General features: G+C 67.5%; 25 protein-coding genes. 16 read left to right on the forward strand and 9 right to left on the reverse strand.

The genetic code is table 11. The features are described from left to right. The first annotated feature begins 12 nt into the window (after positions 1–12). Positions 13–1,179: a CaiB/BaiF CoA transferase family protein gene (locus AU072_RS17300; protein WP_064415031.1), complete on the forward strand. Its 1,167-nt coding sequence runs from the start codon at positions 13–15 to the stop codon at positions 1,177–1,179. Here the strand turns inward: AU072_RS17300 and AU072_RS17305 are convergent. Beyond that, the gene (locus AU072_RS17305) at positions 1,160–1,690 is read right to left on the reverse strand and encodes a TetR/AcrR family transcriptional regulator (RefSeq protein WP_064414911.1); all 531 of its coding nucleotides are present in this window, start codon (positions 1,688–1,690) and stop codon (positions 1,160–1,162) included. The two genes, AU072_RS17300 and AU072_RS17305, sit on opposite strands and share 20 nt — an antisense overlap. A 44-nt stretch (positions 1,691–1,734) precedes the next feature. On the opposite strand from AU072_RS17305, the gene AU072_RS17310 reads away from it, so the two are divergent. From AU072_RS17310 to AU072_RS17320, 3 genes are read left to right on the forward strand one after another with little or no spacing between them, the layout of a single operon-like run. Then, positions 1,735–2,976 carry a cytochrome P450 gene (locus AU072_RS17310; protein WP_120270981.1) on the forward strand — a complete coding sequence of 414 codons (1,242 nt, stop codon included), beginning with the start codon at positions 1,735–1,737 and terminating at the stop codon, positions 2,974–2,976. An 8-nt stretch (positions 2,977–2,984) separates the two neighbouring features. Next, entirely contained in the window at positions 2,985–3,176 is a 192-nt protein-coding gene (locus tag AU072_RS17315; protein WP_064351198.1) for a ferredoxin, read from the forward strand. 51 nt (positions 3,177–3,227) lie between these two features. Continuing rightward, positions 3,228–3,986: a MarP family serine protease gene (locus AU072_RS17320; protein WP_082680619.1), complete on the forward strand. Its 759-nt coding sequence runs from the start codon at positions 3,228–3,230 to the stop codon at positions 3,984–3,986. Here the strand turns inward: AU072_RS17320 and AU072_RS17325 are convergent, their stop codons facing one another. From AU072_RS17325 to AU072_RS17335, 3 genes are all read right to left on the reverse strand, one after another. Then, positions 3,987–4,802: a thioesterase family protein gene (locus AU072_RS17325; protein WP_064414914.1), complete on the reverse strand. Its 816-nt coding sequence runs from the start codon at positions 4,800–4,802 to the stop codon at positions 3,987–3,989. After that, a complete protein-coding gene (locus AU072_RS17330; RefSeq protein ID WP_064414915.1) occupies positions 4,799–5,617 on the reverse strand; it encodes an SMP-30/gluconolactonase/LRE family protein in 819 nt (272 codons plus the stop codon). The genes AU072_RS17325 and AU072_RS17330 overlap by 4 nt, the downstream gene beginning before the upstream one ends. A gap of 117 nt (positions 5,618–5,734) precedes the next feature. Next, complete coding sequence (locus AU072_RS17335) at positions 5,735–6,919, reverse strand: RNA-guided endonuclease InsQ/TnpB family protein (RefSeq protein ID WP_082680620.1); 1,185 nt, start codon at positions 6,917–6,919, stop codon at positions 5,735–5,737. A gap of 95 nt (positions 6,920–7,014) precedes the next feature. On the opposite strand from AU072_RS17335, the gene AU072_RS17340 reads away from it, so the two are divergent. From AU072_RS17340 to AU072_RS17370, 7 genes are read left to right on the forward strand one after another with little or no spacing between them, the layout of a single operon-like run. Next, positions 7,015–7,719, forward strand: a complete 705-nt coding sequence (locus AU072_RS17340; RefSeq protein ID WP_064414916.1) for a hypothetical protein — start codon at positions 7,015–7,017, stop codon at positions 7,717–7,719. Beyond that, the gene (locus AU072_RS17345; protein ID WP_064414917.1) at positions 7,716–8,963 is read left to right on the forward strand and encodes a cytochrome P450; all 1,248 of its coding nucleotides are present in this window, start codon (positions 7,716–7,718) and stop codon (positions 8,961–8,963) included. Before AU072_RS17340 ends, AU072_RS17345 begins: the two co-directional genes overlap by 4 nt. 1 nt (position 8,964) lies before the next feature. Then, the gene (locus AU072_RS17350) at positions 8,965–9,933 is read left to right on the forward strand and encodes a zinc-binding dehydrogenase (protein ID WP_064414918.1); all 969 of its coding nucleotides are present in this window, start codon (positions 8,965–8,967) and stop codon (positions 9,931–9,933) included. Next, positions 9,930–10,676 carry an HpcH/HpaI aldolase family protein gene (locus AU072_RS17355; RefSeq protein WP_064414919.1) on the forward strand — a complete coding sequence of 249 codons (747 nt, stop codon included), beginning with the start codon at positions 9,930–9,932 and terminating at the stop codon, positions 10,674–10,676. The genes AU072_RS17350 and AU072_RS17355 overlap by 4 nt, the downstream gene beginning before the upstream one ends. Continuing rightward, positions 10,673–11,392 carry an SDR family NAD(P)-dependent oxidoreductase gene (locus AU072_RS17360; RefSeq protein WP_064414920.1) on the forward strand — a complete coding sequence of 240 codons (720 nt, stop codon included), beginning with the start codon at positions 10,673–10,675 and terminating at the stop codon, positions 11,390–11,392. Before AU072_RS17355 ends, AU072_RS17360 begins: the two co-directional genes overlap by 4 nt. Beyond that, the gene (locus AU072_RS17365; protein WP_064414921.1) at positions 11,377–12,900 is read left to right on the forward strand and encodes a flavin-containing monooxygenase; all 1,524 of its coding nucleotides are present in this window, start codon (positions 11,377–11,379) and stop codon (positions 12,898–12,900) included. The genes AU072_RS17360 and AU072_RS17365 overlap by 16 nt, the downstream gene beginning before the upstream one ends. A 4-nt stretch (positions 12,901–12,904) precedes the next feature. Next, complete coding sequence (locus AU072_RS17370) at positions 12,905–13,819, forward strand: alpha/beta hydrolase (protein WP_064414922.1); 915 nt, start codon at positions 12,905–12,907, stop codon at positions 13,817–13,819. A 101-nt stretch (positions 13,820–13,920) separates the two neighbouring features. On the opposite strand, the gene AU072_RS17375 is transcribed toward AU072_RS17370, so the two are convergent. Then, positions 13,921–14,394 carry an SRPBCC family protein gene (locus AU072_RS17375; protein ID WP_064414923.1) on the reverse strand — a complete coding sequence of 158 codons (474 nt, stop codon included), beginning with the start codon at positions 14,392–14,394 and terminating at the stop codon, positions 13,921–13,923. Between the two features lie 68 nt (positions 14,395–14,462). Here AU072_RS17375 and AU072_RS17380 point away from each other — a divergent pair, with 68 nt between their 5' ends. Further along, positions 14,463–15,626 (forward strand): acyl-CoA dehydrogenase family protein, encoded by a 1,164-nt coding sequence (locus AU072_RS17380; RefSeq protein ID WP_064414924.1) that lies wholly within the window; start codon positions 14,463–14,465, stop codon positions 15,624–15,626. On the opposite strand, the gene AU072_RS17385 is transcribed toward AU072_RS17380, so the two are convergent. Beyond that, positions 15,623–16,549 carry an LLM class flavin-dependent oxidoreductase gene (locus tag AU072_RS17385; RefSeq protein WP_064414925.1) on the reverse strand — a complete coding sequence of 309 codons (927 nt, stop codon included), beginning with the start codon at positions 16,547–16,549 and terminating at the stop codon, positions 15,623–15,625. The genes AU072_RS17380 and AU072_RS17385 overlap by 4 nt on opposite strands. Before the next feature lie 99 nt (positions 16,550–16,648). Here AU072_RS17385 and AU072_RS17390 point away from each other — a divergent pair, with 99 nt between their 5' ends. Then, positions 16,649–17,566: an LLM class F420-dependent oxidoreductase gene (locus tag AU072_RS17390; RefSeq protein ID WP_064414926.1), complete on the forward strand. Its 918-nt coding sequence runs from the start codon at positions 16,649–16,651 to the stop codon at positions 17,564–17,566. 48 nt (positions 17,567–17,614) lie between these two features. Here the strand turns inward: AU072_RS17390 and AU072_RS17395 are convergent, their stop codons facing one another. Beyond that, positions 17,615–18,304 carry a DUF427 domain-containing protein gene (locus AU072_RS17395; RefSeq protein ID WP_064414927.1) on the reverse strand — a complete coding sequence of 230 codons (690 nt, stop codon included), beginning with the start codon at positions 18,302–18,304 and terminating at the stop codon, positions 17,615–17,617. A gap of 114 nt (positions 18,305–18,418) precedes the next feature. Here AU072_RS17395 and AU072_RS17400 point away from each other — a divergent pair, with 114 nt between their 5' ends. Beyond that, positions 18,419–19,840, forward strand: coding sequence for a WS/DGAT/MGAT family O-acyltransferase (locus AU072_RS17400; protein ID WP_064414928.1), 1,422 nt, complete (start codon positions 18,419–18,421; stop codon positions 19,838–19,840). 105 nt (positions 19,841–19,945) lie between these two features. Beyond that, on the forward strand, positions 19,946–20,500 hold the full coding sequence (locus tag AU072_RS17405; protein ID WP_235629775.1) for a hypothetical protein: 555 nt from the start codon (positions 19,946–19,948) through the stop codon (positions 20,498–20,500). Here AU072_RS17405 and AU072_RS17410 read toward each other — a convergent pair. Beyond that, positions 20,497–20,751 (reverse strand): DUF2631 domain-containing protein, encoded by a 255-nt coding sequence (locus AU072_RS17410; protein ID WP_064414930.1) that lies wholly within the window; start codon positions 20,749–20,751, stop codon positions 20,497–20,499. The two genes, AU072_RS17405 and AU072_RS17410, sit on opposite strands and share 4 nt — an antisense overlap. Before the next feature lie 126 nt (positions 20,752–20,877). Here AU072_RS17410 and AU072_RS17415 point away from each other — a divergent pair, with 126 nt between their 5' ends. Next, positions 20,878–21,705 (forward strand): mycofactocin-coupled SDR family oxidoreductase, encoded by an 828-nt coding sequence (locus AU072_RS17415; protein ID WP_064414931.1) that lies wholly within the window; start codon positions 20,878–20,880, stop codon positions 21,703–21,705. Here AU072_RS17415 and AU072_RS17420 read toward each other — a convergent pair. Further along, positions 21,698–22,990 (reverse strand): cryptochrome/photolyase family protein, encoded by a 1,293-nt coding sequence (locus AU072_RS17420; protein ID WP_064414932.1) that lies wholly within the window; start codon positions 22,988–22,990, stop codon positions 21,698–21,700. The two genes, AU072_RS17415 and AU072_RS17420, sit on opposite strands and share 8 nt — an antisense overlap.

Consider the following 22,990-nt stretch of genomic DNA (forward strand, 5'->3'; position numbering starts at 1 on the left):
AAGAAGGTGTCGATGGCGGGTCCGCTCGAGGGTGTGCGCGTGGTCGAACTCGGTGTGTGGGTGGCCGGGCCGGCCGCGGCAGGGATATTGGCCGACTGGGGTGCCGACGTCGTCAAGATCGAACCACCGACCGGCGATCCGGGCCGATTGTTCGGCAAGATGCTCGGGGTCGACGGCGATGTGAGCCCGCCATTCGAGATGGACAACCGCGGTAAGCGCAGCATCGTGATCGACATGACGACGGGCGATGGCCGGGCGACGACCCGTGAATTGATCGGGGGCGCAGACGTTTTCGTCACCAATGTCCGCCCGGGTGCGTTGGCGCGCATGGGACTGGAATTCGCCGAGGTCACCGTGCACAACCCGCGGCTGGTGTACGGGTTGATCACCGGCTACGGCGAGAGCGGGCCGGACGCCGACCGGGCGGCCTACGACGTCGCCGCGTTCTGGGCGCGGGCGGGTCTGGCGCACCTGCTGACCCGTCCCGGCCAGACCCCGCCGTTCCAGCGTGGCGGAATGGGCGACCACGCGGCGGGTATGACACTGGCCGCCGCGATCTGCGCGGCGTTGGTGGCGCGGGGGCGCACCGGTAAGGGCCAGTTGGTCAGCACGTCGCTGTACCGGCAGGGGGCCTACACGGTGAGTTTCGACCTCAATACGTTCCTGCTGACCGGGAATTCGATCGCGATCGGGCAGCGAGAGACGATGGGCAATCCCTGCATGAACAACTACGCGGCGGGCGACGGGCGCCGCTTCTGGATCGTCGGCCTGGAAGCCGGCCGGCACTGGCCGCCGTTGTGTCGCGCCATCGGCCGTCCGCAGTGGCTCACGGATCCCCGCTTCGATACGCCGCGGGCGCGCGCCGTCAACGCGGCCGAACTCGTCGCCGAACTCGACGAGATCTTCGCGTCGAAAACCCTGGCCGAATGGGCGGAAATCTTCGCGGGAGAACCGGACTTCTTTTGGTCGCCGATCAACTCGCTGGAGGACATCGTCGCCGACGAGCAGTTCCATGCCGCGGGCGGCATCGTCTATGTGCCCGACGGTGACGGTGCCGCGCCGATGGTCGCCTCACCGGCCGACTTCTCCGGCACGCCGTGGGAGCCGCGTTCGGCCGCACCAAAGTTGGGGCAGCACACCGCCGAGATCGTGGCCGAGCTCAAGAGGTCGGGTGCTTGACCCGCACGGCGTGGCGAAGCTGTGCGAGGAAGTCGGCGTCGTCGTCGCTGCGCACCAGGTAGTGCGACACCGCGACCCGTACCGCCGTCGCCACGGCAAGACCGGGATCGGGTCCGGTGGCCAGCCGTTCCAGGCGCTGGCGCATCAACGGGATCACCCGGGAGAGCCGCTTGATGACCTGCTCCGGTTCGATGTCGATCATGCGCAGACCCGGGTAGGACTGCTGATAGTCGACGATCACCCGCAGCGCCGCATCGAGTCGTTGGTCGGCGGGCAGACCCGCCGTCGCCTCGGCCACCGCACGTTCGTAGTACTGGCGCTCCCACACCACGAACGCGTCGAGCAGGTCACGCTTGGAGGCGAACCAGCGGTAGAGAGTGGGTCGGGAGACCTGCGCCTGCAGTGCGACCTCGGAGAGGCTGAGCTTGGTCATGCCGTGGCGGCCGAGCACCTCCGCGGTCGCGGCGAGGATGCGTTCGCGCGTCGAGGAATCCGCATCGGTTACCGGCACCGTCCTAGCTTTACAAACATTTGACGAAGTGTCACGCTGAATCGGTGACATCAGCCCGCGAATACAGTGCCGTCGACATCACCTCGGAAGAGTTTTGGAGCCGGCCGTTCGCCGCGCGCGACGAGACGTTCGCCCGGCTGCGGGCCGGTGACGGGTTGACCTGGCACCCGCCGCTGCCCTCGATGTTCGGGCTGGAGGAGCCCGGTTTCTGGGCATTGACGCGGCGCGCGGACATCGCCTATGTCAGCCAGCATCCCGAACTGTTCACCTCGGCCCAGGGTGTGGCGCTGAATCCGATGCCCGCCGAGATCCAGCGGTTCGCCTCGTTCTTCCTGACCATGGACCCGCCACAGCACACCGTGTATCGCCGGTTGATCAGCTCGGCGTTCACCCCTCGCAACGTGCGGCTGATCGAGGAGCAAATCCACAAGAACGCGGTCACCATCGTCGAAAACCTGGTCGGCGCAGGCGAAATCGACTTCGTGAAGGCGTGCTCGGCCCAGTTGCCGATGCTGACGATCATGGACATGCTCGGCGTTCCCAGCGCTGATCAGCCCGCCGTCGCCTACGCCGCGGAGAAACTGTTCGGCATGACCGACGACGAGTACGCCACCGAGGACGAGCGCGTCGCCGACCCCGTCGCGCAGATCGCGCTGCTGTCGAACACCGGTGTCGAGCTGGCCAAGTTTCGGCGCACCCACCCCGGCGACGACCTGATGACCAGCATCGTCAACGCCGAGGTCGACGGCCACCGACTGACCGACGAGGAGATCGGGGCATTTCTGATCCTGCTCGCCTCGGCCGGTAACGACACCACCAAGCAGGCGACGACGCACGCGATCATGGCGCTCGTCGACAACCCCGAACAGCGTGACTGGCTGATGGAGGACTTCGACGGCCGGATCGGTTCGGCCATCGAAGAATTCGTGCGCTGGTCCTCGCCGGTCCTGCAGTTCGCGCGCTTCGTCACCGAGGACACCGAGATCAACGGTCAGCCGGTCAACGAGGGCGACAAGGTCGCGCTGTTTTACTGCTCGGCGAACCGGGACGAGACCGCGTTCACCGACCCCGGCACGTTCGACCTGTCCCGGTCGCCCAATCCGCACCTCGGGTTCGGCGGCGGAGGCCCGCACTTCTGCCTGGGAAGCCAGCTGGCCAAGGCGGAGTTGCGAAACCTGTTCCGAGAGTTGCTGACCCGGTTGACGACGATCGAGGTCGGCGAACCCGACCTGCTGTACAGCAGCTTCGTGCACGGCGTCAAACGGCTGCCCGCCGTCGTTCGCTAGGAGTGAGCATGCGCGTCGAAGTCGACCTGGACAAGTGCACCGGACACGGGATCTGCGAGTCGATCGCCGAGGAGGTGTTCGAGGTGCGCGACGACGGCATCGTGGAAATCCATGAGCCCGAGCGGCCCGAGTCCGACAGGGACCGGATGCAGCAGGCCGTGACGCAGTGCCCGGCCGCGGCGCTGCGCTTGGTCGACTAGCATCACGCGGCTTGGCCGCCAATCCTGCTCGGCGGAGTTATGGTTTCCGCAATGAGGTCGAGGTTGCTTGCGGTGTGTCTGGTCGCGATCGGCGTGACCGGCTGCGCGATCAACGGATCGTTCGACCTCATCCGGCCGGAACCGACTCCGATCGCGATCACCACGGTCGCCGCACCCGATGCCACGCTTGCCGACAGCGCCGTCGTCGCCGAGGCGGCCCGCAGCGTCGTGAAGATCCACACGGAGGCCCTACAGTGCGCGAGAACGGTGGACGGCAGCGGGGTCGTCGTCGCACCGAACAGGGTGATGTCGGCCGCACACACCATCGCGGGCGCCGACATCGTCAGCGTCTGGGCGGGTGACCGGGAAATCCGGGCCACCGTCGTGGTTTTCGACCCCGCGATGGATGTCGCCGTGCTCGACGTGCCCGACCTGCAGGCCCCCACGCTGTCGATGGACCAGCACACCGCCGTCACCGGCACCGATGCCCTGGTGCTCGGCTATCCGGGCGGAGGGCCGTTCGTGGCCACCCCCGCGCGAATCCGCAGGGTCATGGAGCTTCTCGTGCCCGACATCTACCGCACCACGACGGTGAATCGCGAGGTCTACGTCATCAGGGGCCCGATCCGGCACGGCGGTTCCGGTGGGCCACTGATCGACCTGAACGGCCACGTGCTCGGCATCAGCTTCGGAGCGGCCATCGACGACCCCGAGACCGGATTCGTGCTCACCGCCAAGCAGGTATCGGCGACGGTGACGGACGGGGTGCGCGCCCACAGGCCGGTCGCGACCGGCGCCTGCACGCCCTGATCAGCGCTGGGGCATCGGCCGTACGAGCACCGACTGCTGTATCGCGCCGACCGCACCGGCCTCGTCGAACAACGTGCCGAGCGTCGTGCCGATGCCGTCGGGCCCGTAGTTGGTCTCCGCGCGGATACCGATCCATTCGCCCTGCGGGATCCGGTGCACGTGCACGACGAGATCGGTGTTCATGAACGTCCAGCGGCGGATGTCGAGCTTGGTGCCGATGCCGTTGGCATCGTCGGCCACTGCGAACAACCGCTGAAGCGGCGTCATGGTCTCGCCCTTGACGAGGTCGACCTCCGGGCGGATCCACGACTCGCCGGGCCCCTCGCGCAGCGGTTCGGTCAGCCACCGCCAGTCGAGGCTGTGCACGTAGTTGCGGTCCCAGTCCTTTTTCATGTCACGGCTTTTCGCCTCGGACAGCGGCCGCAGGGGCGGTGCCGGCGCGTGTTGCACGGCGTGGGTGTCGACGGTCTTCAACCGCCACCCGCTGGCGCGTGCGACGGGCCGCGGTTCCCCGTCCGGGCGCGCAGCCAGCAGCTCGGCACCGACGAGCTCGATCTGCTTGCCCGAGCGTTCGATTCGCGACCGAACCCACAGATCACCCTCGGCGGGAACACCGCCGAGCAGGTCGATCAGTACCCGGCTCAAGCGGGTGTCGGCGCGGGCCTGGCAGCGTTCGAGTGCGCGAACCAGGATGGCGGACACCGGCGCTCCGTGCTGGATCGCGGCCGACCAGGTACTGCGGACCAGATCGGTTGCGCGGAATCTCTCGCCGAGTGGATCGGCGTCGTCGATGAGCTCGTAGTAGGAATCGCTCACGGTATCCCGGCTCCCGGTATCTCGACGGTGGTCGCATCGACGCGCGACAGCTTGGTGCCCTTGATTCGCTGCGGGTAGGCGTCGGTGCTGGACAACAGAAACAGGGTGCGACGCTCGGGACCGCCGAGCGCGCAGGCGATCGCGATGCGCTCACCGATGTCGATGCGATCGGTGACACCGCCGCCTTCGGTGATCCGCTCGAACTGACCGGCCAGTGTCATCGCGGTCCACACGCCCTTTTCGGCGTCGAGACAGATACCGTCCGGTGGTCCGTCGAGCCCGTCGGCGAAGGTCCGCCGATCGGACAGCGCACCGTCGTCGCCGATGGAGTACGCGGTCAGCCGCCGTCCGGTCGACTCCGCGACGATCAGCGTCGCGTCGTCGGGCGTGATGACCATCCCGTTGGGGAAGTCGAGGCCGTCGGCGACGACGGTGAAGGTGTCGTCGGGGTCGAGCCGCACGATCACTCCGCCTTCGCGGGCCTGCGAGCCGACGTAGGCGCGGCCGTCGCCGTCGACGACCATGTCACCGAGGGCGGCCGGGACGATCGCGGACAGATCGGCGATCGCCGTGACGTTCTCGCCGTCGTAGCGCAACACCTGGCGCGACTCGGTGGAGGAGATCAGCAGGGACCCGTCGGGACGGAACCCGAGGCCGGCCGGCGCGTGGCCCGGCAGCGGCAGCGTCGTCAGGTCACCGTTGAGGTCGACGGTGTGCACCGCTTCGCCGAGCATGTCGGAGAACCAGAGCAGACCTTCGAACCAGCGTGGGCCCTCGCCGAAGCAGAACCCCTTCGCCAGCGGCGTCAGGGTCATCCAGACCCACCTTTACAAAACACGCGACAAGTGTCACGCTCGCAGGGTGTCACTGTCAACCAGGCGCAGGTCTTGACGTCCTCTCCAGGCTGAAGCCGAGAGATCCAACCCCACTACCTATACGGCAGGAGTGCAGAGTTGAGGTTCACGGTTCGCAGACCGGCTAGAGCCGAGGTCTCCCCGTGCTGTCACCGCCCGCCCGGCGGCGATATTGCGTGCGGCGTTCACGTCGGCATTACACGGCCCCGCGTCGCAGGCTTGGCACTCGAAGACCGCTTGGCTCTTGCGGTTTCCGGGCGCTACGTGCCCACAGGCCGAGCATCGTTGCGACGTGTACGCGGCCGGGACTCGCTCCGCCCGGCCATAAGCTTTGTGCTGCAGCCGCACCGCCAGCAGACCCCAACCACTACGGCGGATGCCTCGATTCAGGCCGCGTTTCTGCGCCACCCGTGTCCCGGGCCGGTCAAGGGTTCCGCGCGCACTGCGGGTCATCGCCCGCACGTCGAGAGCTTCCACGCGAATCACATCGAAGCGCCGTGCGATGTCGGTGGTGGTCTTTTCGACCCAGTCCTTGCGCTGATCGGCCTCGCGCGCAACGAGCTTCGCAATGGCCAGCTTGGCGTGGGCTCGCCGGCGCGAACCCCGTTGGGCGCGGGCCAGGCGCCGCTGCAGCACTTTCAGCCGTTTCGATTCGCCCGGGGTGAGGGTGGGCGCGTGCAGCAGTTCACCGGTCGACAAGGCCGCCGATACCGCCACACCTCGGTCGATACCCACCACGCTGCCGTCGCCGGGACCCGCGATTGGGTCGGGTATGTGCGCGAAGGCGATATGCCAACGGCCAGCCCGATCGCGGGCGACGCGATAAGACTTCACGCCTTCAGGGACCGGTCGCGACAGGAGAAAGCGTACCCAGCCGACTTTGGGTACCCATACCCGACCGAACCGACGGCTCACACGCTTGACATGGTGCGTTCTCACGCCGACTTGTCGAAATCCCTCGTGCACACCGGCTTTGCGCCACGTCGGGCGGCGGTGCGTTCCGGAGAAGAAGTTCCGCATGGCATGGGCAAAGTCGCGCAGCGCCTGCTGCTGCACAGTTTGCGAACCCGCTGCCAGCCATTCGTACTCGGCACGGGCGGTGGTCAACTGGGCGCATTGCTCGCTATAACCCGGCGCATGGCGTCCCGGCTGCCAGTGCCGTTGCTGCTCGACGGCCAGGTTCCACACAAGCCGAGCGTGACGACAATGTCCGGCCAACGCCACCGCCTGATCGGGGGTCGGAAGCAACCGGTATCGCGCCATGCCGGCAATGTAGCCATCGACACCGACAAGACACCGGAAGGAGACGCGACGCTCCACCCAGCCAAAGGCAAGGGTGATCGTGTCGCAACACTCCGATGAAGAAGTACTACGGTCACACGCTGCTCTATCTCCACGAGACGATCGCGCTCGGCTCCGGTCGTACCGACCGGTTCACGGAGATGTTCGATGACGTCTATCAGCCGATGATGACCGGCCTCGGCGCGCGGCTGTTCGCGATGTGGGCGACGACGCCGTACAACGGTCACTGGCCGCAGGTCACCATCATCTGGGAGATCGACAAATTCGCCGACTATGCGCGCATCGGCAAGGCCCAGGCCAAGGGCGGCACCCATGAGGAAGCGGCGGCGAAGTGGTCGACGTTCCTCAGCGAGATCGGCGCCTCGGGGGAGGGCCGGATCATGTATGCGGGCAAGTACAATCGGACACTTGCACAGCTGCAGGAGGCGAACTTCGGTGCAGGGCTGGTTATTCAGGAGATCATGCAGACCAAACCCGGCCGCCAGGACGACTACATCCGCGAACTCGAACGGCTCTATGTGCCGTGGTCGGAGCGCACCGGAAAGCGTTGGCTCGGTTCGTTCATCACGACCTTCCGCTTCAACGAGGTCATCCACTACTGGGCGCTCGACGGTGACTGGGACTGTTTCGCCAACCATTACCCGTCCTGGAAGGACAGTCCGCCCGCCGAGATCGTCACGTGGATGAGCGTCGCTCCCGCGCTTCGCGACGGCTGGGAGGACTCCATCCTGCAGGCCCTACCGCCCTCACCGCTGCAATGAACGCCCAGAAGTCGGAAGTGTTGCAGGACTTCTCCTACGATCCGTTCGATCCGGCGGTGATGGCCGACCCGCTGCCGTTCTACCGGACGCTGCGCGACCAGTATCCGGTCTATTACGTCGAGAAGTGGGACACCTACGCGGTTTCCCGCTTCGAGGACATCTGGCGGGTGCTGGAGGTCAACGACGGCACTTTCGTTGCCTCCGAGGGAACGCTGCCCGCGGCAACGGTTCTCGCGACCCGCAACGACGGTCCCGTACCCGATCCGGCACTGCATCCGATGCCTTTTCACGCGAACTTCGACGCCCCGATCTACGACACCGTTCGGCGCTGCACGTCGGCCCCGTTCCGGCCGAGATCGGTCGGGAAGTTGGCCGACCGCATCCGCGCCCTGGCCAACGAGCGCCTCGACGAACTGCTGCCGCGCGGTACCTTCGACCTCACGCAGGACTACGGCGGTATCGTCGCCGCATCCATGGTGTGCGAATTGCTGGGCCTGCCCGTTGATCTCGCTGCCGATGTGCTGGCGACGGTCAACGCGGGCAGCGTCGCGCAGCCGGGCAGCGGGGTCGAGGTGGCCAACGCGCGGCCGGGCTACCTGGAGTACCTGATTCCGATCATCCAGCGCAGCAGGACCGTGCCAGGGGAGAACCCGATCGCCGACAGCCTGATCGAGTACCGACTGCCCGACGGCTCGGCGTTCAACGACGTCGAGGCCGCCACCCAGTTGCTCGGGATCTTCATCGGCGGAACCGAAACGGTGCCGAAGATCGTCGCACACGGCCTGTGGGAACTGGGCCGGCGACCCGACCAGCTGTCGGCCGTCCGAAGCGACCTCGAGGCCCACGTGCCCGTCGCGCGTGAGGAGATGATCCGCTACTGCGCGCCGGCGCAGTGGTTCGCGCGCACGGTCCGCAAGCCGTTCACCCTCCACGACACGATGCTGCGGCCCGGTCAACGGATCATCACGCTTCTGGCGTCGGCCAACCGCGACGAACGCGAGTACCCCGAACCCGAGGCGTTCATCTGGGACCGTCCGATCGAGCGCCTTCTGGCCTTCGGTCGGGGACAACACTTCTGCCTCGGGGTACACCTGGCGCGGTTGGAGATCGGCATCATGGTGACCGAATGGCTCAACCGGGTCGGTGAGTGGCGCATTGACGGCGAGGCCGCCTACCGACCGCCATCGAGTTTCCAATGGGGCTTCAGCAGTGTTCCTGTCGAGGTCCACGTGGAGGGCGTGTGAGATGTGGTCCTATCGACTGATCGCGCCGTACACCTTCGAGCGCCAAGACATTCCGGAGAAGACGCCCGAGTCGCTGACGGATCGGCAGGTGCTTTTGCGCTTCCGTGCGGCGGGCGTCTGCGGTAGCGACCTGCCGCCGTTCCGGGGCGTTCGCGGCAAGATCCCCGGCGATCGCGGCCTGAGCGCGGCCGAGATGCCGGGCTTCCCGATTCACGAGGTCGTCGGCGAGGTGATCGCCAGCAGGCACCGCAGCCACGGTGTCGGGGACTGGGTGGTCGGCTGGGCATCCGGCTTCGACGGGCTGATGCAACATGTCGTCGCCGACGGCGACGGGTTGGCCTACTACGACCACAATCTGAGCCCACAACACGCCGTCGCCCTGCAGCCTCTGGCATGCGTGCTGTATGCGATCGAACAGCTGCCCAAACTCAAGGGTTTGCATGTCGCGGTGATCGGACAGGGGTCGATCGGCCTGCTGTTCTCCTACGCGGCAAAGGCTTTCGGCGCGCGCCGCGTCACCGGCGTCGACCCCGTCGACCGCGACGCGGTGGCCAAGGAGTTCGGTGTCGACACGATCGTGCGCGCCACCAGCGACCGGTGGGTGAGCCACCTGGAGCCCGGCGACCGGCCCGATGTGGTGATCGAAGCCGTCGGACACCAGGTCGCCACGCTCGGCCACGCGGTCGAGGCGGCCGCCCCCGGTGGGACGGTGTTCTATTTCGGTGTGCCGGATGACGACAGCTATCCGATCAGCATGCGCACCATGCTGCGCAACAACCTGACGCTCAAGTCCGGTGTGACCCTTGACCGGCGACGGATGCTGGCCGCGGCCAACGAGTTCGTCCGGCACCATCCCGACCTGCTACCGGCCTACGTGACACACACATTCGGCGTCGACGACAGCCAGGCGGCCTTCGAACTGGCGTGCCGCCCGGCGCCCGACCGTATCAAGATCGCGATCGTCGAATGAGCACCGGCAGGCTGCAGGACGCGCTCGCCGCGAAAGAAAGGGTGTGGGGCGGCTGGGTCGTCGGCCCCACCATCATCGGTCCAGAGGAATTCGCCCAGGCCGGCTACGACTATGTCGGATTCGACATCCAGCACGGCTACCTCGACGACGCCGGCGTCGCGCTGCTGCTGCGCAGGTTGGAGCACGTGCCGATCGCGACCGCGGTGCGCCTTCCGTCCACCGACCCCGCGCCCATCGGCAGGGTGCTCGATGCGGGCGCCGACGCCGTGATCGTGGCGATGGTCGAATCGCCCGAACAGGCGGCGGCAGCGGTCGCGGCCACCCGCTACGCGCCCGCGGGTGTGCGCAGCTACGGTCCTCTGCACGCCGGCCTCGGCCGTGACCCTGCCGAACACGAAGCGCGGGTGAGTGTCTTTGTGATGATCGAAAGTGCGCCCGGATTGGCCGCCGCCGACGAGATCTGCGCCGTAGCGGGTCTTACCGGCGTCTACGTCGGGCCGGCGGATCTGGCGATCTCCCTCGGGCACACGCCCGCAGAGGCGTGGAGCGCCTCGGTCGTGCAGGACGCGATCGCCCGCGTCGCGGTCACCGCCACGTCCGCCGGGCTCGTCGCGGGCATCCATGCAGGTGGGGCCAAGAATGGAAAGAAGATGGCCGAGTTGGGGTTTCGCATGCTGACGCTCGCATCGGAATCGCAGGCGCTGCGTTTCGGTGCATCGGAAATCCTGCGGGAGGCCCAGTGACGGATCGTGTCGCGCTGGTGACGGGCGCCGCCCGCGGGCAGGGCGCGGCCATCGTGGCGCGGCTGCGTGGAGACGGCTTCCGCGTCGCCGCATGCGATCTGCTGTTCGATGAGTTGACGCAATCGGTGGGCGAGCTCGGCGACGACGACGTGATCGCTATCCGACTCGACGTAACGTCGCCCGCGCAGTGGGCCGCCGCGGTGCAGGCCGTCGGCGACAAGCTCGGTTCGGTGACGGCGCTGGTGAACAACGCCGGGGTGCTGCACCGTGCGGCGCTGGCAGACGAGACCCCCGAAGGGTTCGAATCCAGTTGGCGCGTCAACTGTCTGGGACCCTTCCTGGGTATCCAGGCCACGCTGGAGCACCTGCGGCAGGCAGCCGGGGCAGCGATCGTCAACACCTGCAGCACCAGCGCCGTGCGGGCATTTCCTGCGCATGCCGCCTACGGGTCCTCGAAATGGGGGCTACGCGGACTCACCCAGGTCTGCGCCGCCGAACTCGCGCCCGAGGGAATCCGCGTCAACGCGGTGTTCCCGGGGCCGATCGCCACGCCGATGCTCGACGACGCGACGCAGGACCGGTTGACCGCGCGGTTCGGCCGTCTCGGCCGGCCGATGGAGGTGGCCGACGCGGTCGCCTACCTGGTATCGGATCATGCGTCGTTCATCACCGGCGCCGAACTCGTCGTGGACGGTGGCCAATGCGTGCGAATGTGAAGGGCCCGAAGGCCGGCCTCTCGGTCGGGATCATCGGTGCCGGCCCCGGCGGCCTGGCGCTGGGTATCTTCCTGCGCAAGTCCGGGTTTCGCGACTTCACGATCTTCGACCGGGAGCACGGCGTCGGCGGCACGTGGCGGATCAACACCTACCCCGGCCTGGCCTGCGATGTGAAGTCGCACCTGTACTCCTACTCGTTCGATCTGAACCCGGACTGGTCGCGGCTGTGGTCCGGACAGGAAGAGATCCTCGAGTACTTCGAACGCTGCGCGCGACGTCACGAACTCACCCCGCAGCTGCGGCTCAGCACCGAGATCACCTCGGCGCGGTGGTCGGGTGACGGGTGGGAGCTGACGTCGGCGAGCGGCGAACGGTTCCACTTCGACGTGGTGGTCTCCGCGGTCGGCCTGTTCACCCGGCCCGTCATGCCCGACCTGGTGGAGGAGGAACCGTTCACCGGCACGGTGATGCACACCGCGCGGTGGGACCACAGTGTCGACCTCGCCGGTAAGCGAGTGGCGGTGCTCGGCACGGGATCGACTGCCGCGCAATTGGTTCCGGAGGTCGCCAAGGTGGCCGAGCGGGTCTATTCGGTACAACGCTCCCCGACGTGGGTTCTGCCGAAACCCGATCGTGCCTACACCGAGCGGGAGAAGTGGATGTTCCGCAACATCCCGTTGGCCAAGAAGATCTACCGGACCCGGTTGTGGTTGCGCAGCGAGTCGAACATCTCGGTCATCGAGAACGGCAGTGACAAGACGCAGGAGTTCAAGGGCATCGCGCTCAAGATGCTCGAGGCGACGATTCCCGACGACGAGTTACGCGACAAGCTGACCCCCGACCATCCGCTGGGCTGTAAGCGGTTGGTGTTCGCCACCGATTATCTGCAGGCGCTGACACAGCCGCATGTCGAGGTCGTCGCGAGCCCGGCACGAGCGTTGCGGGCGCGATCGTTGGTGACCGAGGACGGCACCGAACTCGACGTCGACGTGGTGCTCTGCGCGACGGGCTATGCCGCCGCCGACTACCTGGGCCAGATCGACGTCGTCGGCGAGGGCGGGGTCACGCTGCGCGAGACCTGGAGCGACGGGGCCTACGCCTACCTGGGCATGGCCGTCCCGCGCTTTCCCAACTTCTTCATGCTCTACGGCCCCAACACCAACGTCGGATCCAACAGCGTGATCTTCATGCTCGAGGCACAGGCGCATTACATCGTGCGGGCGCTGAAACACCTTCGGCGCCGGGGCAAGTCGTACATCGAGGTCAAACCGCAAACCATGGCGGCGTTCTTGGCCAAGATCGACCGCTGGATGGAAGGCACCGTCTGGCTGACGCGCTGCAGCAACTACTTCCGCGCCGCCAACGGCCGGGTCGTCACGCAGTGGCCGCGCAGTGCCCGCGCGTTCTGGGGGATGACGCGTCGGTTCAAGGCCTCCGACTACACCTTCGACCCGTCACGGCGGGACTCGGCGGCCACCACAGAGACCCCGACCGCTGCGAGGCGCTGACGTCGTGACCATCGTCGAGCGGCTCGACCCCGCGCTGCGCCACCTGGCGGAGGCCCGCACCGACCTGTCGCCGGGATTGCTTGGCGTCGTGCGTGATTCGCTCAACCAGCGCCGCGCCGAAACGGCCAGGGCGGTCAACGACATCGTCGTCGAGATCGAGGAGCGGGTGGCGCACTCGGTTCCGGTGCGGATCTATCGCGGAGCGGCCGCACCATCACCGGCGGTGATCTATTGCCACGCGGGGGCGTTCGTGTTGGGCAACCTCGACACCGACCACCTGCAGTGCGTCGAGCTGGCCAGGCGCGGTGGTTGTACCGTGCTCTCGGTCGACTACCGGCTTGCGCCCGAGCATCCGTTCCCGGCGGCGCTCGATGATGCGCTGACCGTGTTGAACTGGGCGAACGAGTGTGCGACCGAACTCGGGCTCGACGCCGCCAGGCTGGCGGTTGCGGGAAGCAGCGCAGGCGGCGCGCTGGCGGCGGGACTCGCGCAGCGTTCGGCGGACTCGTCGGCGCCGCCGGTGGTATTTCAGCTGCTGCACCAACCGGTGCTCGACGACCGGCCCACCGAATCGAAGGCGGAGTTCACCACTACGCCGGGTTTCGACGGACCAGCCACCGAGATGATGTGGCGGCACTACCTTGGCGATACCGCCGCCGACGCGTCCGCGGTTCCGGGTCGCGGCGCCGACTTGTCCGGTGTGGCAGACGCATTCATCAGCTGCTCGGAGCTCGACCCGTTGCGTGACGAAGCGATGGAGTATGCGCAGAGGCTGATGCGCGCCGGTGTCGCGACCGAACTACACGTGTTTCCGGGCACCTGCCACGGCTTCGACTCGCTGCTTCCGGAGTGGGACACCAGTATCCGGCTGTTCGAACTCCAGGGCGCGGCCTTGCGGCGTGCGTTGCACGGAGGCTGATAGCGCGTCCCGGGGTGCGCTCGATGCCGGCGAGTGACCGCAAATTGTCGTGACGTCGCGGCGTGTCGAGTGCAGACACGGTCGCTCGCGGGGTTGAGGGGTTAGGAGTTGTCGAGTTCTCGGGCGATCGCGGAGTGGTAGGCGTCGATGTGCGCCGGGTTGACCGCCCGGAAGAACCCGTCGGGCATCGGAGCGTGCTTGGGCGCCTCGACCGTCATCGTCCGGGTGAACAGCGTGATGTCCTCGCCGGGGCGGGTGAAGTGGTATACGACGGTGATGCGGCCCTCCATGCCGCCGTTGCCGTCGCGGTCGTGACCGAGCCGGCCGATCGAGGTGAAGACCCAGATCGTCGGGCGTGCGGCGACGGCGAGATGCCACGTGAAGATGCGATCACCGTCGGGACCGGTCTCGGTCCAGGTGTCGCCGACGCGCAACGGCAGGTGGTCGGGTAATCCGCCGATGTGGGCGCTGGTGGGGTACGTCTTGGGCCAGTTCGCCGGGTTGGTCACGAAGTCGTAGATCGCCTCGGCCGGTTGTCGAAACGCGGTCTCCGAACTGGTGGTGACGATGCCCAATGTGCTGCCTTCCGTGGATGAACCGCTTGAGACTTTACAACCAACCGCAATAGTGTCACGGTGTCCGGGTGGACTTCTCCCGTGTAGCGCTGAGCGAGGACGACCGGGCGTTCCAGGACCAGCTCCGGGAGTTCCTGCGTTCCGTGGTCACCGACGAGGTCATCCAGCGGGACCGCGAAACAGGCGAGAACTTCGACGAGGGCGTCCATCTGGCGCTCGCCGCACGGGGATACCTCGCCGCGGACTTCAAGTCCGAGGCCGAGGGCGGGTTCAACGCTGTTCGCCGACGGATCTGGGAGCTGGAGATCGGCCGTTCCCACGCACCGTGGTTCCACTGGCCCACGACGATGATGGTGGCGCGCAGCCTGCAGCAGTTCGGCTCGGCCGAACTGCAGCAGGAGATACTCCCCAAGGTTCTCTCGGGGCATTACCGACTGTGCCTGGGCTACACCGAGCCCGAGGGCGGCTCGGACGTCGCGACCTGCAAAACCCGGGCGGTGCGCGACGGCGACGCCTGGGTGATCAACGGCTCCAAGATGTTCACGTCCAACGCGCACAACGCGCACTACGTCTTCCTGATCACCAACACCGACCCCCATGCGCCGAAACACCAGAGCCTGACGATGTTTCTGGTGCCGCTGTCTTCGCCGAGCATCGAGATCCAGCCGATCCGCACCGTCGACGGCGACCGCACCAACATCACCTACTACAGCGACGTCCGCGTCGACGACAGGTACCGCGTCGGCGCCGTCAACGGGGGCTGGTCGGTGTTGCGGGAGGCGCTCAACGCCGAGCACGGCACCATCGAACGCGACGATCAGGGTCTGCAGAAGCTGGCGACGATGACCGAGCACCTGTTGCTGCTCGCCGAGGCGGTCGACCACGTCGCCGCCGTTGTCAGCGAGGAGGGTTCGGCCCGGTATCGGCTCGGCCGCGCGATCGCCAGGATGGAGGCGGCGATGAGCACGCCGGAGATGTACGGCCGGGTGGCGAACGCACAGACGATGCGGGACGTCGCACCGGATCTGATGGACCTCTTGGGCGCCGCAAGCGGCCTGCCGACCGGCGCCGAAGGCGCGGCGGGCGACGGGGGAGTCGAGTACGCCTTCCGCCTGGCCGGGCCCGCCGGTATCTACGGCGGCACGCTGGAGGTGTTCCGCAACATGATCGCCCAGCACGCGCTCGGACTCGGGCGGCCGAACTACTCACCGCCGGCGAAGCGTCCCGCCTAGAGTCGCGCGATCACCTCGGAGGCCAACAGGTCCAACGTCTGGTCGGATCCGCGATCGTGGGTGAACAGCACGATCTGGCCGAAACCGAGCTCCTGCAATTCGTGCAGCCGGTCGACGACGGCCGAAGGCGTCCCAATGAGGCCACCCTCGCGCAGCCCGAATGCCGGTGCGCCGAAACGCTTCTCGGCGAGCTGCCGGACGTCGGGCAGCGTTGCGTCGTCGGGTGCCAGCGCCATCACCGCCTCGACCGACAGTACGATGCTCGACGGATCCCGGCCGACGTCCTCACAGATTGCGCGCAGCACCGACACCTTGTGGTGCAGTTCCCGCAGTGCGTACGTCGGCAGATTCCACACATCGGCGTACCGCGCCACCAGCGGCAGCGTGTACTTCTCGCCGACACCGCCGACCACGATGGGCGGCCTGTGCACCGCGCCGGGTTTGACGGGGAAGTCGGTGACGGTGAAATGCTTGCCGCTGAAGTCGATCCGCTCGTCGGCGAAGGCCTGGGTCAGGATCTCCAGCGTCTCGCCGAGGCGTTCGGAACGTTCGCGAAACGACCCCCAGGGCAGCCCCACCCTGTTGTGCTCGTCCTCGATCGAGCCGCTGCCGAGCCCGAGTTGCAGCCGGCCCGGGCAGATCTGGTCGAGCGTGGTGGCCATCTTGGCCAGGACGGCGGGGTGGCGAAACTGGTTGCACAGCACCATGTGTCCGACGCGGATGCGTTCGGTGTTGCTCAGCAGCGCGGTGGCCAGAGTCCACGCCTCCAGCGACGGATAATCCGGCACGCCCGGGCCGTAGAGATGGTCGTAGAGCCACAGCGAGTCGATGCCGAGTTCCTCGCAGCGCCGGGTGCGATCCAGCATCTGCTCATAGGTGAAGCCCATCTGAGGCAGGTAGACGCCGATCTCGGGCTTCCCCATATCGCAGTTCCATCCCTGTCGAAGCTGTACTTTCCGCGGTTCGCATGGTAACGACATTCTCGGAAAACGAGAAGAATGTTCTAGACGGGACACCAGGACATGCGGTTCACCTTTACCCACCCGATGCACACCCACCCCTACAACCCGGAGTTGGTCACCGGCACGGGGATCACGTCCGTCGCGGCCGCCGCCGAGGCCGCGGGGTTTCACGGCTTCGGCTTCACCGACCACCCGGCGCCGACCGAGCGCTGGTTGACTGCCGGCGGGCACGACGCGGTGGACCCGTTCGTCGCGATGGGTTACGCGGCCGCGGTGACAACGAGCCTGCGACTCATCCCCAACATCGTCGTGCTGCCGTACCGCAATCCCTTCGTCGTCGCCAAAGCTGGTGCCACGTTGGACCTGTTGTCGCAGGGACGGTTCACGCTCGGCGTGGGTGTCGGCTACCTGAAACGCGAATTCGCGGCGCTGGGAGTCGATTTCGAGGAGCGAGCCGCCTTGTTCGAGGAGGCGTTGGAGGTCATTCGCGGCATCTGGACCACTGACGACTACTCGTATGAGGGGCGCCATTTCACCGCCAGCGGGATCACCGCACACCCCCGACCCGTCAGTGACCCCCATCCCCCCATCTGGATCGGCGGCAACACCGCCGCCGCGCGCAAGCGCGTCGTCACCCACGGCGACGGGTGGTGCCCGTTCCCGGCACCGGCTGTACTGGCCCAGACCGCGCGCACGGCGCCGATGGACGTCGACGCACTCGCATCCGGTGTCGAGGATCTTCGCCGCCGCTTCGATGAGGCAGGACGCGACTGGTCGCGCATCGACATCACGTTCACCAGCCCCGAGGGCGGCAGCCCCGGCGGCGACGACTTCAACGCCGACGCGTACCTGTCCGGCTTGGAGAAGCTGGCCGCGATCGGGGTGACGTGGGTTCAGGTGGGGCTTCCGGGCGACAGCCTGGCACATGTGCTCGAGACCATCGAGGAGTTCGGGGAGTCGGTGATCGCCAAAGCCTGACGCCGAACCGAGCCTGTGCGCGAGATCTCGGCGGGATTTCGCGCACGCTCAGCTGCGGGGGTCGGGCGACGGCAACTCGGCCAGCACATCGGCGCGTGCGGGGTCGAAGCTGAAGAAGCCCGCGATCGGCAACGTCTCGGGCGGCGGGTCCGGATAGCTCCACGCGATGTCCTCGACCACCGTGTCACCGACGGCGGCCGACCAGTACGACGCGTAGCCCTTGTAGTTGCAGTAGCTGGTGGTCGGTGAGGGCCGCAGCAGGTCGGTTCGCACGTGCGACGGGTCGACGTAGAGGCGAGCCTGAAGCGACGTCTCGAAGACGATCACCGTCTCGGTCGTGTCGACCAGTGCTTCGCCCCCCACCGTCACCCGCAGCGCGCGACGTGTCGGGCGGCAGTCCACGCGGTGGTACGGGTTGGGCGGATAGTGCACGAGCGTGCGGCCTTCCTCCAGCCAGGTGTCGACGGCATCCCACGGCACGCTGACGTATCCGGGCGCCTCGACCACCGGCTCCCACGGAAGCTCGTCGACCTCGTCGACGGGAAAGGCGTAGCTGAGCGGATGGTCGCGTCGGTGCACCATCAGCGCGCGCTCGGTGTCGAGCACCGTGTGCCCGCCGCGCAAGGCCTGCACGCGGCGCGGATGCGGCTCGATGAACACCACGTCGGCGGGCAGTGGCGGTGTGAACCAGCCGGCCGGATCGTTGCTCAGCGGTCCGCGGGCGGCGACGAGACTCATGCCGTCAGCCTTACAAATTTCGCGCACATCGTCACCTCTTGAGCGAACGCGCTTGAGAAAGAGCACGATTGGGAAACCGGTACGCGTCGGCCGGGTGAGGGATGCGGGGAGGGAATGAAGCGACTCAACGGCGTGGACGCGTTGATGCTGTACAGCGAGACGCCCGAGGTCCACATGCACACCCTCAAGATCGGCATCCTCGACGTGTCGGGGGTCGAGAACTACAGCTTCGACATGTTCCGGGAGGTCGCCTATCCGCGCCTGCTGGCGCTGTCGGCGCTGCGCTACCAACTCGTCGACATCCCGCTGCGACTCCACCATCCGATGTGGTGGGAGAACCATGACATCGATCTCGACTACCACTTGCGCCGCACGCACGTCGCGCCGCCGGGTGGACGGCGCGAGCTCGACGACCTGATCGGCCAGATCGCCAGTACGCCGCTGGACCGCAGCCGGCCGTTGTGGGAGATGTACGTCGCCGAGGGCCTGGCCGACGGCCGCGTCGCGATCATCCACAAGGTCCATCACGTCCTGGCCGACGGCGTCGCCTCGGCCAACCAATTGGCCAAGGCCCTGGAAGATGAGACGCCGTCCCCGGTTCGCGCCGTCGCCGATCCCGCGATGCGGTCCACCGCGCAGTTGCTCAAGGCCGCCGGCCGCGATCACGGCCATCTCATCCGCCGGCTGCCCAGGCTCGTCAACGAGACGGCGTCCGGTGTCGCGCGGGTGCGCAAGCGCGCCAAGGAGCGCGGCCGTCATCCCGACCTGGCCCGCAACTTCGCGCCGCCGAAGACCTTCATCAACCACGTCGTGTCCCCCGGGCGGCGCTTTGCGACGGCGCCGCTGTCGTTGGCGGAGGTCAAGGAGACCGGCAGGCATCTGGGTGTGACGCTCAACGACATCGTGCTGGCCACCGCGGCCGGGGCACTGCGCACGCTGCTGCTGCGCTACGACGGGCGCGCCGACGCACCGCTGATCGCCGGCGTCCCGGTTAGCACCAACCCCTCGCCAGATCGGTTGACGGGCAACGAGTTCACCTACATGATGCCGTCGCTTCCGGTGCACGTCGCCGATCCGCTCGAACGGGTCCGGCTCACCGCCGTGGCGACGAAGATCGCCAAGGAGAGCCACCAGCTGCTCGGGCCGACGGTGCTTCCGGCGTGGATGTCATACCTTCCGCCGGCGTTGGCGCCCAGGTTCTTTCGGTTGCAGGCACGCCGCATGGAGTCCGGCGCGGTGATGAACCTGACGATCTCCAACGTGGCGGGACCCCGCGACCGCGGACACATCGCGGGCGGTGTGCTCAGCGAGATCTACTCGGTGGGCCCGGTCGTCACGGGCAGCGGGATGAACATCACCGTGTGGAGCTACGTCGACCAACTCGCCATCTCGGTGCTGACCGACGACCGCACGCTCGACGATCCGCATGAGGCCACCGACGCTCTGCTCGAATCCTTCGCCGATATCCGCCGCGCGGCCGGACTGCCCGGTGAGTTGGCCACTGTGGCAGCAACCCTGCCGCTGGCCGCCCACTGATCGACACAGACGCGGACCTTTACAGATCGCGACAAGAGTGTCACGCTCTAGGGGCGCCGTGACACCCCCCTCGACCGGCGTCGCTGACCCGATCGGATAGGAACTATGGCAACTCGACCCTTTCCCGGCGACGTCGTGTCGGTCGACGGTCCTCCGGCTGCCGACGGCCCGGCCAACCACCATCACCTGACGGTCCTGGCGGCGGACCTGGCCGATGTCATCGGGGCTGCCGGAGGCTGGCTGTTCGACCGGGCCCGGGCCGGGTGGGATGTCGACGTCTGGGTCGCACACTGTGCCGACCAGCGGCCGTTGAAGATCCTGGGCGCCAACACCGTCGGCGACACCTCAGAGGCCGTGCTGCGCGCCGTGCCACGCAACGGCGTGCTGGCGGTCAGTGCGGCGCTGCTGCGCGAGGATCCGGGGGTTCGCGCCCGCGTCTTGGAGCTGGCCAAGCGCGGCGCCGAGGTGATGGCCTGGGGTGACGACCGGCCGGGTGCGCTCGGTGATCCCGTCGGCACGGTCGAGCACCAGCTCAGCGTCGCAGCCCGCGCATTCAAGACCCACGCCGTGGCCGCGGCCGGGCTGACGCATTCTGTCGGCGCCACCGAGACGCTGTTCGACCTCGGGATCGATTCCTTCCGGCCGTTGAATCCGGTCTAGCGGATCCAGCCGCGTCTGCGCAGCCACCAGTCGCGCGCGACCGCGGCGAGAATCGCCACCGCGAATCCGACCAGGAACAGGTCCTCGACGCGTCCGGTGTGGTTGCCGTGGATGAGGGAAAGCAGGAAGAGCGCCGCGATGATGCCGCCGATGTGGAAGAACTTGGGGTTCTCCTTGGACCAGCCCCACTCGGCGGACGGCACGTCTTCGACGTCGACCCCGCTGTGTCGCTGCACCTCGGTGTTGGCCACGGCTGCTCCTCATGGTCGGGCTCGGTACTGCCCGACATTCTGGCATATGCCCAAAACAGGGCGCCTACTACGCCGGCCGTAGGGTGATGCGGCAGGACACCGCCGAGGCGAGGAGCAGAACGGCACATGCAGTTCGAAGGCAAGGTCGCATTCATCACCGGCGCCGCGCGAGGCCAGGGCCGGGCGCACGCCGTCCGGTTCGCCGAGGAGGGCGCCGACATCATCGCCGTCGACCTGTGCGAGCAGATCGACAGCGTCGCCTACCCCATGGCGACGTCGGAGGACCTCGACGAGACCGTCAACCTGGTGGAGAAGACCGGCCGCAGGATCATCGCCGAACGCGGGGACGTCCGCGACCTGGAGCGGATGCAGGAGATCGCGGCCAAGGGAGCCCAAGATCTCGGCCGCATCGACTTCGTGCTCGCCAACGCGGGGATCCTGCCCGCCGCGGGGGAGCAGGGCCGCGAGATCTCCGCGTTCGTCGACGCAGTGAACGTCATGCTCAACGGCGTCTACTACACGATCACCGCGACGCTGCCCGCCCTGCTCGCCCACGGCGACGGCGGCGCGATCGTGATCACCAGTTCGGCGGCCGCGTTCAAGCCCGTTACCGTCGACTTCGGCACCATGAACCACGGCGCGGCCGGATACACCGTCGCCAAGCACGGTGTCATCGGCGTGATGCGCCACTTCGCGCGGGCGTTGGCGGAGAAGAACATTCGCGTCAACTCGGTTCACCCCGGCGGGGTGGCCACGCCGATGATCTACAACGAAGCGCTAGCCGAGTGGTCGGGAGAGCATCCGGCGTTCAGCGTCAGCCAGCAACCGCTGCTCAACGTCCCGCCGGTCGAGCCGGAGGCGATCAGCGACGCGATGGTGTACCTGTGCGGCGCATCCGGCAGATACCTGACCGGCGTGGCGCTGCCGGTCGACGGGGGCCAGATCATCAAGTGATCTCGGCGTACCGTCGCAGCGCCTCCTTGCGTTCGGCGGCGTGGTCGACGATGGGCGCCGGGTAGCTGTCGTCGCCGACCTCGGGCACCCAGCGCCGCACGTAACTGCCGTCGGGATCGAACTTCTCACCCTGCGTGGTCGGGTTGAAGACGCGGAAGAACGGCGCGGCGTCCGTGCCGGTGCCCGCGGCCCACTGCCAGCCGTGCTGGTTGTTGGCCATGTCGCCGTCGACCAGCTGCTCGAGGAACCAGCGCGCACCCCACTGCCACGGCAGGTGCAGGTCTTTGACCAGGAAGGAGGCGACGATCATCCGGACCCGGTTGTGCATCCAGCCGGTCTCGGCGAGTTGGCGCATACCGGCGTCGACGATCGGATAACCCGTCCTGCCCTCTTTCCAGGCCTCGAACCGCTTCTGCGCCTCGGGGCCGCCGTCGAGGCTCATCTCGTCGAACGACCGATTGAAGTTCCACCAGACGCTGCGTGGCCATTCGTTGAGCACCGCGGCGTAGAAGTCGCGAAACGCCAACTCCCGCAGGTACGCCTGCGCGCCCTCACCTCGGCCGAGGTCGGCGGCCATGGTGCGCGGATGGATGGCGCCGAACTTCAGATGCGCCGACATGCGGCTGGTGCTGTCCAGATCGGGGCGGTTGCGGTCGTCGGCATACGTGTCGAGGCCGTTGGCCACGAACGACTTCCACTGCTTGCGGGCGGCGGTCTCACCGGCGGGCCGGTCGAGGTCGCCCCCCGCGTCGGGGATGTCCACCGTGCCCCCGACATCGGCCGGCTCGAGCCAGCGCGCCGATTTCGGGCCGGACTTGGCGGGCGCACGCCAGCCGTGTTCACGCCAGGCCCGATAAAACGGGGTGAACACCTTGTACGGACTTCCGTCGGGTTTGGTCACCCGGCCGGGGGAGACGAGGTACGGCGAGCCCGACGCCTCGAGGGGGATATCACCCAGTGCGGCCTCCACGGCGTCGTCGCGCCGCCGGCCGAACGGCGAGTAGTCCGCCGAGATGTGCACCGCCGACGCGCCAATCGCCTTGGCGACAGCGGGTATTCGCTTTTCGGGCCGGCCTCGCGTGACGTACAGCCTGCCGCCGAGGCCGTCGCGCAGATCGCGCAGCGCGTCGTAGAGGTACTGCAGTCGACGGGCACCGGCCGAGGCTTCCAGCCGGGGGTCGAGGACGTAACAGGCGAGCACCTCACCGTCACCGGCGGCCGCGGCCAGCAGGGAGGGCAGATCGCTCAGCCGCAGATCGCGACGAAACCACAACAATGTGGGCAT

The sequence above is a fragment of the Mycolicibacterium novocastrense genome (assembly GCF_001499835.1).
Classification (GTDB): domain Bacteria; phylum Actinomycetota; class Actinomycetes; order Mycobacteriales; family Mycobacteriaceae; genus Mycobacterium; species Mycobacterium novocastrense.